The sequence below is a fragment of the Chitinophaga pinensis genome, assembly GCF_007896845.1.
GTDB classification, from domain to species: Bacteria; Bacteroidota; Bacteroidia; order Chitinophagales; family Chitinophagaceae; genus Chitinophaga; species Chitinophaga pinensis_C.
In genome coordinates this window covers 1-10910 of record NZ_VOHS01000090.1, presented here as the reverse complement: position 1 = coordinate 10910, position 10910 = coordinate 1, and the positions used below count along the sequence as shown (strand labels likewise).

The 10910-nt window shown below is 46.4% G+C and carries 11 protein-coding genes and 2 pseudogenes; 5 read left to right on the top strand and 8 right to left on the bottom strand.

The genetic code is table 11. The features are described from left to right. Positions 1-496 precede the first annotated feature (496 nt). The 8 genes and pseudogenes from FEF09_RS30060 to FEF09_RS30035 form a co-directional block, all read right to left on the bottom strand. Positions 497-787: a putative quinol monooxygenase gene (locus FEF09_RS30060; RefSeq protein WP_146308575.1), complete on the bottom strand. Its 291-nt coding sequence runs from the start codon at positions 785-787 to the stop codon at positions 497-499. 89 nt (positions 788-876) lie between these two features. Next, a complete protein-coding gene (locus FEF09_RS32510) occupies positions 877-1128 on the bottom strand; it encodes a hypothetical protein (RefSeq protein ID WP_222597299.1) in 252 nt (83 codons plus the stop codon). Positions 1129-1726: 598 nt separating this feature from the next. Continuing rightward, the gene (locus tag FEF09_RS34385) at positions 1727-2434 is read right to left on the bottom strand and encodes a TolC family protein (RefSeq protein ID WP_261387961.1); all 708 of its coding nucleotides are present in this window, start codon (positions 2432-2434) and stop codon (positions 1727-1729) included. Positions 2435-2466: 32 nt separating this feature from the next. After that, positions 2467-2964 (bottom strand): TolC family protein, encoded by a 498-nt coding sequence (locus FEF09_RS34380; RefSeq protein ID WP_261387960.1) that lies wholly within the window; start codon positions 2962-2964, stop codon positions 2467-2469. A gap of 1 nt (position 2965) precedes the next feature. Next, positions 2966-3957: pseudogene (locus FEF09_RS34645) on the bottom strand (efflux RND transporter permease subunit). 115 nt (positions 3958-4072) lie between these two features. After that, a pseudogene (locus FEF09_RS30045) lies at positions 4073-6144 on the bottom strand (efflux RND transporter permease subunit). Between the two features lie 91 nt (positions 6145-6235). Continuing rightward, entirely contained in the window at positions 6236-7444 is a 1209-nt protein-coding gene (locus FEF09_RS30040; RefSeq protein ID WP_146308573.1) for an efflux RND transporter periplasmic adaptor subunit, read from the bottom strand. Positions 7445-7578: 134 nt separating this feature from the next. Next, positions 7579-8298 carry a superoxide dismutase gene (locus FEF09_RS30035; protein ID WP_146308571.1) on the bottom strand — a complete coding sequence of 240 codons (720 nt, stop codon included), beginning with the start codon at positions 8296-8298 and terminating at the stop codon, positions 7579-7581. Positions 8299-8428: 130 nt separating this feature from the next. On the opposite strand from FEF09_RS30035, the gene FEF09_RS30030 reads away from it, so the two are divergent. The 5 genes from FEF09_RS30030 to FEF09_RS35260 all read left to right on the top strand — a co-directional run bounded on the left by FEF09_RS30030 (position 8429) and on the right by FEF09_RS35260 (position 10622). Then, positions 8429-9061, top strand: coding sequence for a helix-turn-helix transcriptional regulator (locus tag FEF09_RS30030; RefSeq protein ID WP_146308569.1), 633 nt, complete (start codon positions 8429-8431; stop codon positions 9059-9061). Positions 9062-9146: 85 nt separating this feature from the next. Continuing rightward, positions 9147-9437 (top strand): hypothetical protein, encoded by a 291-nt coding sequence (locus tag FEF09_RS30025; RefSeq protein ID WP_146308567.1) that lies wholly within the window; start codon positions 9147-9149, stop codon positions 9435-9437. Further along, positions 9434-9604, top strand: coding sequence for a hypothetical protein (locus FEF09_RS31315; RefSeq protein ID WP_186774641.1), 171 nt, complete (start codon positions 9434-9436; stop codon positions 9602-9604). The genes FEF09_RS30025 and FEF09_RS31315 overlap by 4 nt, the downstream gene beginning before the upstream one ends. A 323-nt stretch (positions 9605-9927) precedes the next feature. Beyond that, the gene (locus FEF09_RS31310) at positions 9928-10272 is read left to right on the top strand and encodes an MFS transporter (RefSeq protein WP_186774640.1); all 345 of its coding nucleotides are present in this window, start codon (positions 9928-9930) and stop codon (positions 10270-10272) included. Then, complete coding sequence (locus FEF09_RS35260; protein WP_409994915.1) at positions 10173-10622, top strand: MFS transporter; 450 nt, start codon at positions 10173-10175, stop codon at positions 10620-10622. Before FEF09_RS31310 ends, FEF09_RS35260 begins: the two co-directional genes overlap by 100 nt. Positions 10623-10910: the final 288 nt, after the last annotated feature.

The window sequence follows — 10910 nt, the reverse complement described above, 5'->3', positions numbered from 1 at the left end:
AAGTGATATTCTTTCCTGCAATCAGATAAGTACCGTCATTCAGTTTCACATTCAGCAGTGATACCGGACCGTGACACACCGCACCTACAATTTTACCGCTATCATAGAAGCCTGCAATTACTTTTTTCAACAGCGATCTTCCGGCATATCTACCATCGGCGCCAGACCACCGGGCACAAACACCGCATCATAGCCACTGGTGTCTACATCTGACAATTTACGGTTGTGCTGCATCTTTGCTAATCCGCCATCTTTAATAAACCGCGCATTGGAGGTTTCTTCACTGGCTGTAAGATTATCAACTGCCGGTACGCCACCCGTGATGCTGGCGAAATCTATCTGGTAATGCGCATCATCAAATTCTACATAAGGTGCGCTACTTCATCCAGGAATACACCTGTTTGTCTATTATCAGGGCCAATAAAACTGGCATTAGATACGATGAATAATATTTTCTTTGACATACAATCAGATTTTAAGGTTAATGACTACTGGTTTATACTATTTTTTTAACAATGATGACTTCACGTACTTCGAGATGTGGCACCACTTTCGCCACAACAATCTCCTGATAATGAGCCGAATTCCGGTGTGCTTCTGCCGCTTCTGCATCCACATAACGCTCATGTAAGATCAGTTCATTGGGATCGCTTTCCGACTGATAAATGTGATAGGCTGTATTGCCTGGTTCATGCTTTGACTTTTCAGCCAGTTCCGGCAATAACGCCAGAATTTCACTGGTGGCAGCTGCCTTTATTTTCCATTTAACAATGATCTCTTTTTCCATGGGTAAGTGTTTTTGTGTTAGTAAATGATGTCCTTACGAATGCAAAGATGCATCCGGCACGTCTCAAAAAATTGATGTATGGTAAGTTCCTATTTACCCCGGGCTAATTCCTTTCTTATGCGGCTGAGACTCTCTGTTGTAATGCCTAAGTAAGAGGCAAGGTGATAATTCCTGATATGCTTCTCGATGTTGGGGTAGGTCTTCAAAAAATTGGCGTATTTCTCTTTTGCAGGCAATGCCAGATCAGACAGTATCCTTCGCTGAAAACTGGCGAAGAAACGTTCCATCTTAATCCGATAGAAACTTTCTATCTGGGGCACTTCTTTGTACAGTTGCTCCATGCTGGCTTTTGAGATCTGATGCACCACGGCGTCCTGTACACAATCAATATGTAAAATAGAATGGCCTTCGGCAAAGAAGGCAGTATAATCGCTGATCCACCAGTCCTGAATAGCAAACTGTAAGGTGAACTCCTTCCCGGTATCGGCAATATAATAAGCCCGCAGACACCTTCTGCCACATAGTACTGATAAGGCACCAGTTGTCCTGCACTTAATACAGCATCGCCTTTCTTCAGATGTAGTGTTTTAAACTTCCCTTCCACCAAAGCCGTTTCGGCTGGCGTAAAACTGAATCCTTTAAAAACATCCGCTATACTAAATGCTGCATGAAAAGTATATTTAAAAGCGCATAGGCTGATCCCTGCAAAAGTAGGGAAAAAGAGCACAGGTATAAGAATATACCCGTGATTGCTTAAACCTACAACTGTTACACTTTTAAATCGTTTATCCGCTTACTGCCAACCACCACCCAGCGCATGATAGAGGCTGATAACCGCCATCCATTGCTCCAGTTGATCGTTAGCCTGCTCCAGCTGGGCTGATAATAAGCTCTGTTCGGATGTCAATACGTCAATGTAATTGGTGTTGCTGCTATATTTTAAAAGCGTCTGCGTAAATCAACCGACTTTTCCAGCGCCTGTATCTGTTTACTGCGGAACGTTTTGCGTTCTTCTACCGACGAGTAAGTAAACAGAGCATCAGAGACCTCCTGTCCTGCCGTCAGCAAGGATTGCTGAAAATTATAATACGCCGTCTGCTGTTCCGCTTCGGCAATCTTCAACCTTGATTTATTCAAGCCACGGTTGTAGATCGGCTGGAATACCCCCGCTGCCACATTACCAAACAAACCCGTATTCTTCGTAAACCAATCCCCGAAACTAAAACTACTGAAGCCTCCGGCTGCTGTCAGCGTCAATGAGGGATAGAATGCTGTCCGCGCGATATTGGTGGATTCGAAAGCGCCCCTGAAGGCCAGCTCCGCCTGACGCACATCCGGACGGTTCGCCAGCAGTTGCGCCGGCACACCACTGTTAATCATCGCGGGTATCGACTGCTCTTCCAGCCGGCTCCTTTTTATATCACCCGCCGGCTTTCCCAGTAAAGTGCTGAGTATGTTCTCTGTCTGCCGGATCTGCTTTTTTACTACCGGAATAGCCACCCGTGCCGCATATTCATTTGCCTGACTTTGCACAACGGCAGCTCCGTTCACCACATTCGACCGTTGTAATTCCGTCATCGCTTCCACATCTGCACTTCTTATGGCTGCTGCCTTTTCCAGCAGCAGCAACTGATAGTCCAGTACCAACAGGGTATAATAATAACCGGCAATATCAGAGATCAGGCGGGTGAGTATGGGTCTTTTGCCGCCTCACCGGCAAGCAGAGAAGCATAGGCCGCTTTTTTTGAACTGCGTAATCTGCCCCATATATCCGCTTCCCATGAAGCGCTCAGACTCATATCATACTGAGGTGTTGTGGTGACAAATCCGAATCCCTGCGGATAAGCAAGCCGGGATTGCTTATAACCGGCATTGAAGCCGGTCTGCGGCAGAAAGGCAGCTTTACTTTGCTGATAGGCAGCATTTGCAGCTTCAATACGCGTAATAGCCATCTTCAGATGCAGGTTCCTACTCAATCCCTCTGCGATCAATGTCTGCAGATCTGCATCCTGAAAATAGGTACGCCAGGGTAAGCGGGCGATGTTCATCGTATCGGACAAAGATTGCCCTCTATATTGTGCCACCGTATCTGTTGCGGGGCGCTGGTATGTTTTAGTCACCTTACAGGATGCTACTACCGTTACACAAGGCAGTAACAATAAATATCTTCTTTTCATGTCATTCATGCGTTAAAATCAGATCGGCTGTTTCATGTCCCTTTGTGGTATGCTGACGACCATGCGGCTTCGGTGCTCCACTGATACGCTCATGTAACAACTGAAACAGAATAAATAGAACAGGTATCACAAAGACTCCAAAAAGAGTTCCCACCAGCATACCGCCAATAGCCGCTGTACCTATGGACTTGTTACTGGCTGCACCTGCACCACTGGCCAGCATCAGTGGTACCAGTCCGAAGATAAAAGCAAAGGAAGTCATCAGAATCGGACGCAGACGGGCACTTGCACCGGTGATCGCGGCACGTACCATATCCTCTCCACTCCTGCGGTGCATCAGCGCAAACTCCACAATCAGGATGGCATTCTTTGCCAGCAAGCCAATCAGCATGATCAAACTAATCTGCAAAAAGATATTGTTGTCAACTCCAAATATCTTGCAAAAATGAAAGCGCCTGCCAGTCCTACAGGGAGTGAAAGCAGTACCGCAAAAGGTAGTACGTAACTTTCGTATTGTGCGCAAAGCAGGAAATAGACAAATACAAGACACAGCAAAAAGATGAGCAGCGCCTGACTGCCACTGGAAATCTCCTCTTTCGTGATACCAGAAAATTCATAAGTATATTGTTTAGGCAGAGTCTGCGCCGCTACTTCCTGAATGGCGCGGATCGCGTCTCCGGAACTATAACCGGGCTTAGGGGCGCCGGTAACAGATGCTGCATTAAACAGATTAAAGCGGTTAAGGAACTCCGATCCGTACACTCGTTTCAGGGTAATAAACTCAGAGATGGGAGCCATACGGCCCGCCGTATTTCTTACCATGATCTGGTGAATACTTTCAGGTGTGGCGCGGTTCAATGCATCTCCCTGCACCATCACCCTGTACTGTTTGCCAAAGCGGTTGAAATCGGCCGCATAGATACCGCCAAAGTAACCCTGCATCGTACTCAATACGGTATTGACAGGCACACCGGCTTCCTCACAACGGGCCACGTTCACATCCAGCTGGTATTGCGGGAAACTATTGTTAAAAGAAGTCGCCGCATACTGAATCTCGGACGCTGGTTCAATGCGCCAAGGAATTTATAGATAGCCCCACCAAACTCATTCAGATCACCGGCAGAAAGATCCTGTAAAGAAAATTCAAAGCCATTCGAACTACCAAACCCTTGCAGGGTAGGCGCCGCAAAAAGATCACCTGTGCACCTTTGATATGTGCGTTTCTTCCAAAAAGCTGCCCCACTACACTACTGATATCCTGTCCCTTTTTTGCACGCTGTGCCCAGGGCTTTAAGCGGATAAACAAAGCGGCGTAGGAACCACCGGGACCACTGATCAGGTCCTGCCCTGCCACTCTACATACAGATTCCACCTCCGGAATACTGCCTGCAATACGGGCTACCTCATCTGAGAGCTCCGTAGTACGTTCAAGAGAAGATGACGGTGGCAGGATGATATCTCCGAAGATCGCCCCTCCATCTTCGTTCGGTACAAAGCCGGTAGGAATGGTCTTCACCAGCAACCACAACACCATACTGAATCCAACGATGGCAGCTCCTGCCACCCATTTACGTCTGATCAGGAAATGAACAGACTGACGATATTTACCCGTCATCGCATGGAAAGCTGTATTGAAACCTGTATAAAAACGCTGTAATATCCCTCTTTTTACAGGCGCATGGGCATCATGTGGTTTGAGAAAAATAGCGCAAAGCGCCGGACTTAACGTCAACGCATTCACCGCAGAGATCACAATAGCAATCGCCAGAGTCAGACCAAACTGTTTGTAAAATACACCTGCCGAACCACTGATAAAAGATACCGGCACAAACACCGCCGCCATCACCAGCGTAATAGAAACAATCGCGCTACTGATCTCACTCATCGCATGTAAAGTGGCCTTCTTCGCAGAAGTAGCCCCCTGATCCAGTTTGGCATGTACGGCCTCCACGACCACAATGGCGTCATCCACCACGATACCGATCGCCAGTACCAACGCGAATAATGTCAGCAGATTAATACTGAAACCAAAGACCTTCAGGAAAAAGAAAGTCCCGATAATTGCCACCGGCACCGAAATAGCCGGAATCAATGTAGACCGGAAATCCTGCAGGAAAATAAAAACAACGATAAATACGAGTATAAACGCCTCAATCAATGTATGTACGACCTTCTCAATAGATGCATCCAGAAATTCATTCGCATTCAGGAAAGGTATATGATAAACGCCCTCCGGAAAATCCTTTGCACTTTCTTCCAGTATGCGCTCACATTGATTGATCAGGTCATGTGCATTCGAGCCGGAGGATTGCGACACGGCAATAGCAGTAGCCGCGTATCCATCTGTAATCGTCGAACTGGCATAACTCAAAGAACCCATCTCCACTTTTGCGATATCATTGAGGCGCAGGAATTGTCCATTGCCTGATGAACGGATAATGATATCACCAAACTCCTTCGCGGTCTTTAAACGGCCCTTATATTTGATTACATACTGGAAAGCCTGTGCACCATTCTCACCAAACTTGCCGGGAGCTGCTTCAATATTCTGTTCGGAGAGTTTTGCCATCACATCTGCCGGCATCAGACCATGTACCGCCATCACATCAGGCTTTAACCAGATACGCATGGAATAATCTCTTGCGCCATAAATAAACGCATCCCCTACTCCGTTCACACGCTTTAAACGGGGCATCAGATTAATATTGACATAGTTCTGCAGAAAAGTTTCATCATAAGACTTATTCTTACTGTACACCTCAAAATGAGTACCTGACTGCTTTGCTTTTTACTGGTGGTGACTCCTGCACGGATCACATCCGCAGGTAATAAACTGGTTGCTTTGGAAACCCTGTTCTGTACATTCACCGCCGCCAGATCAGGATCCGTACCCAGTTTAAAATAAATGGTGATCGTCGCACTGCCATCATTACCGGCTGTAGACGTCATATAACTCATATTCTCCACACCATTGATCTGTTCTTCCAGCGGAACGATCACTGAGTTCATGACCACATCCGCATTCGCTCCCTGAAAAGCAGCTTTTACTTCTACGGTTGGTGGCGCAATCTCCGGATACTGTGAGATCGGCAGTGACAGAAGTCCCAGCAGACCGAGTATCACAATGATCACAGAGATCACTGTTGACAGTACCGGTTTTTCTATAAATTTCTTTAGCATAGTTGATAGATTGAAGACAAAGCGATGCCTGTCCCCCGGGGTGATACCAGATCACCTGAGAGCATACATAAAATTTGCCGATGGACTTATATTATTGCTGTGCGAGCGGTTTTGCAGGAACAGGTTTGATCAGGATGCTATCCTTGAGATTCCCCATGCCTTCAGCGACAACTTTATCGCCTGACTGTAACCCACTTTCGACTACATAACTATCGCCGGTACCGATATCCATAACATGTACCTCCCGGCTTTTTACCATGCCGTCAGCAGCTACGACATACACCATTTTCCTGCCCTGCATCTCAAAAGTAGCTTTCTGTGGCAATAGCAAAGCAGAAGAAAGATTCATCGGAATTTCCAGTGTAGCACTACCGCCACTACGGATGATACCCGTCGGATTAGGGAAGGTAGCCCGGAAACTGATGGCCCCCGTTGCCCTGTCAATCATACCATTTACGGTCTCTACACGGCCCTTTTCCGGATAACTGCTACCATCAGGAAGCACCAGACTTACAGCAGGCATTTGCTGCAGTTTCTCCTGCATGCTCTGCCCTTTGTATCTGGCAGTAAATGCCAGAAATTCTTTTTCGTCAAAGGAAAAGTATGCGTAGATATTGCGGATATCCGACACCATCGTCAAAGCCTGTGGTGCCGCCGGACTAACCAGACTCCCGATCTTATTGGGAATAGTGCCGACAACGCCATCTACCGGACTGACAATACGCGTATACCCGATATTGGTATGTGCATTCGCCAGACTGGCCTTCGCCTGTGAAAGTATCGCTTCCTTTGCTTTCAGATTATATTGCGCTGCCTCCAATGCAGTAGCCGTCACAATTTCCTTCTTCACCAGTGGCGTCAGATTACTCACCTGCAACTTTGCGGCACTCACTTCCGCTTCTGCACTTTGAATGGCCGCCGTAGCGGTTCTGACTTCCTGTTCATATTGTGGTGCATCAATCACAAAAAGTACCTGTCCCTTTTTAACGAAGGCGCCTTCGTCTACCAATATCTCCCGGATATACCCATCGATCTTTGGTCTGATCTCAATGTTCTGCTGTCCTTCAAGAGAAGCCGGATATTGTACTTTCAGGATGGTGGGCGTTTGCCGGATAGTATAGATAGGAAATTCCTGCGGACCGTTATTCGCATATCCACCTTCCTGTTGCCCGCATGATCCGAGCAGCAGTAAAGAAAGCGCAGCAGGAATGATATACCTGACGGATAAGCCGCCTGTCCGGGGCAAAGCGCTGCCAGTACCGGGAGAGGCAGGTCCCCCGGCGTTCACGTAGTTAGTCATTTTCGTAAATGTTTAATAGTTGATCTGATGCCCGTCAAACAGGCATGACAATCCCATGCCGCATCGTTATTTGTGTGCGGCGTTTAAATTTTAACCTGTATATGATGGGAAGAAATAGTACTGATACGAACCGGTCAATACCTGCCGGAAAGATGGGTTATTCTCGCTTTCTGGTAACGCTCATTCGCAACATCCCAATTGACAAGTTTCCAGAAACCTGCAATGTAATCAGGACGTTTGTTCTCGTAATGCAGATAATAAGCGTGTTCCCACACATCTAGTCCCAGTAATGGTTCGCCGGGAATGATCTCAGGTAACTTCATTAATGGATTATCCTGATTCGCAGTAGAAGTGATCTTTAATTTTTTTTCTTCAGCTGACCAGATCAGCCATGCCCATCCGGAGCCAAAACGCGTGGTCGCTGCTTCGGTAAACTTTGCTTTGAATTGCTCAAAAGAGCCGAATTCCTGATTGATCGCGACGGCCAGTTCTCCGACAGGCTGGCTGTCATCCGGCTTCTTTCCCAATATAGCGGGAAAGTCGAGCTCTTTCATCTTCTTCGCCTCTTCCAGTGACAGATCCGGCAAGGTGGGTGGCGTCAATAAAGTCCAGAAAAGACTATGATTATAATGTCCACCCGCATTATTACGGATGGCAACCGGCAGATCTTTGATAATGGTGAACAGTTCTTCCAATGACAAAGGCGCATAAGGCGTATCCGTCAGGGCTTTATTGAGATTGTCAACATACGCCTGATGATGTCTGGAATGATGTATGGTCATGGTCCGGGTATCGAAAACAGGTTCCAGCGCATTATAGGCGTATGGAAGCGATGGTAGTGAATGAATAGCCATGTTTATGATGATTTATAATGCAAAAGTAGACAAAGAAAGTATTAAACCAAATAAACACTTGGTTTATTATGATTATTGGCGCATTGATTTTTTCTATATTTGCATTAACCAAATATTTACTTTGTTTTTTATGAAAATGACACTACCGGATAATGAGAGAGCGGTTTGGATTTTGAAGACAAAAGGTCCTTTGCCATTGATCGAACTGGCCAAAGACCTGAACATCACAACGGAAGGAGCTCGTTTTCAGTTAATTAAACTGGCAAATGAGGGGCTGGTGGAAACGCGTAGCGAGTCTAAAGGGAAGGGCCGGCCGCAACAGGTATGGTCGCTTACTTCATTGGGACATGCCCGTTTCCCGGATGCCCATGCGGATCTGACGGTAAAGCTCATCCTGAAAATGAGAGATACTCTGGGTGAAGATGCTCTGCTGGAAGTCATTGAAGCCAACGGCCGGGATGGAAAGGAGAAATACCTGAAAGAACTGGCGAATGTTTCCGATCTGGAAGGAAGGATCGGCGGACTGGCCCGCATCAGGGATAATGAAGGCTATATGGCCACTTATATAAAAGATGAAGAAGGATATCTGCTGATAGAGAATCACTGTCCGATCTGTGCTGCCGCTACGGCGTGCATGGGTTTCTGTAAATCGGAACTGGATACTTTCAGGGCGGTATTGGGAGATAAGGTATCGGTTGAACGGGTAGATCATATTCTGGCCGGGGCAAGACGCTGTGCCTATAGAATAAAAGACCATGCCTGATATTCTCCTGTAATCTGCTCAGTTTTGTAGTGCCGCGAATCGGAGAATAGTGATTACTATGTTACAACTTCCTTAATTTTACAGCATGGGATTATTCGACTTCTTCTTCAAAAAACCTGTAGTAATCAATGATGAGCTTTTCGGACAGCTACGCTTCGTAAATACCAGCGACACTGCCATGAATTTCTTTGAAGGATACACCTTCTTCAAACCGGCCAATGGTAACATCGAAATACACGTGGAAGGTAATCTGCCAGGTCCGGATGAAGAGCAAAAGCAATTTTACCTTACCCTGCAACAGGACTATGACAAATATGTTCCGCAGATAAAAACTGCGATCGAAACAGAGTTTCGTCACTGGCAGGATATTTCGTGATAAAAAACTTCCGGGAAGAATTTACACCTGTCTTTCTGGAAATTCCCCGCTTCAATCAGGAACGCTCCATCTGGTCTATCTCCTTTGACACCACAAACGATAAAGGTCACGAGATTGTGGTCTACTTCCATGACGGCGAAATTGATGAAGTGGTCATCGACGGATAATCCTTCCGGAACACTGTTAGTATCCGGTCAGTATGCAATTGTCCTGCTATCACCTCAATTTATAGTCACAAAAAGCACAAATAACTACTTTCAGCCCCTTAAAAAGAGCATTTGTACCAAAATTTAATAAATGGCAATTCAAATGAAATGTCATTTATACTTTTGCAGTATGAAGTTGTTGAATAAAAAATTGATACTGGTCATTGCCTCTATGGGCATCTTTGTAGAAGCACTGGATATCGCGATTATCAATCTGGCGCTGCCGAAGATCGAAAAAGACCTGGGATTAACAAATGATTCAAGCTATAAACTTCAGAGTATATATGTTGATTTACGGGTGTTTTCTCATTCTTGGTGGCAAATTATCTGACTATATCGGCCGGAAAACAGTCTTTTTATGGGGAGCCACCATCTTCCTGCTCACCTCTCTCGGCGCAGGCTTGTCACATACTTACCACGCCCTTTTAATCTTCAGAACACTACAGGGATTAGGCGCCGCATTGATCATGCCGTCCGCATTTTCTATCGTCAATTACTATTCACTGACGCGCAGGAACGCAGCCGAGCCATCGGGATCTTTGGTTCCTTTGCAGCAACAGGTTCGGCTGCAGGGCTGTCAGTCGGCGGAATCATTGCCAGTTATCTCGGCTGGTCATGGGTCTTTCTGATCAATGTACCCATCCTGCTGATAATAATAGTCATTGCCTACCTCTATCTGGAAAAAGATATCAAATCCCAAAGCAAATTGCCTGATATCCCTGCAGCAATTGCTTTGGTCATATCTATGCTCTCTCTGACATGGGCGACCGAACTGTTATCAAAACCCTCAGAAAACGGGCTTAAAATCGCCGGTTTGCTGTTCTTACTGGTCGCCGCTACCGGATACCTCTTTAAGCGTCTAAAAACACAGGCTATACCGCTTTTAGATCTGGAAGTACTGTCACTCCCCTCATTAAGAAAAGGAAACACGCTTTTATCCTGCTGGGCGCACTCTTCACCGGCTACCTGTTCATTATGAGCTTCCTCATACAGCAAAACTTCCATCTCCGCTGCTGAATCGGGTTTTATTATGATGCCTTTCAATGTCTATCTATACTGATCGGACGCTTCCGGTCTGCCTGTATTATCCCGGAGAATACCCGCAGGAACTATTGCCTTCTGGCGCGCAGCTAGCTGGCCGGCAGCCTCTCACTGGTGGCCTCGGTACAATATCTAGCCTCTTCTTCTGTTGACAGGCGGTTCATAATTGCAGGTATCGGCATGACCCTTTGCTTACCGGGTACTCCGTTATCGCCATGGACAGGGT

Excerpts from the sequence above, each read along its gene's own strand:
- FEF09_RS31310 (WP_186774640.1), top strand. The coding sequence starts at position 9,928 with ATGTTGATTTACGGGTGTTTTCTCATTCTTGGTGGCAAATTATCTGAC.
- FEF09_RS30035 (WP_146308571.1), bottom strand. The coding sequence starts at position 8,298 with ATGGCTATTCATTCACTACCATCGCTTCCATACGCCTATAATGCGCTG.
- FEF09_RS32510 (WP_222597299.1), bottom strand. The coding sequence starts at position 1,128 with ATGGAGCAACTGTACAAAGAAGTGCCCCAGATAGAAAGTTTCTATCGG.
- FEF09_RS30030 (WP_146308569.1), top strand. The coding sequence starts at position 8,429 with ATGAAAATGACACTACCGGATAATGAGAGAGCGGTTTGGATTTTGAAG.
- FEF09_RS30060 (WP_146308575.1), bottom strand. The coding sequence starts at position 787 with ATGGAAAAAGAGATCATTGTTAAATGGAAAATAAAGGCAGCTGCCACC.
- FEF09_RS34380 (WP_261387960.1), bottom strand. The coding sequence starts at position 2,964 with ATGAAAAGAAGATATTTATTGTTACTGCCTTGTGTAACGGTAGTAGCA.
- FEF09_RS30025 (WP_146308567.1), top strand. The coding sequence starts at position 9,147 with ATGGGATTATTCGACTTCTTCTTCAAAAAACCTGTAGTAATCAATGAT.
- FEF09_RS30040 (WP_146308573.1), bottom strand. The coding sequence starts at position 7,444 with ATGACTAACTACGTGAACGCCGGGGGACCTGCCTCTCCCGGTACTGGC.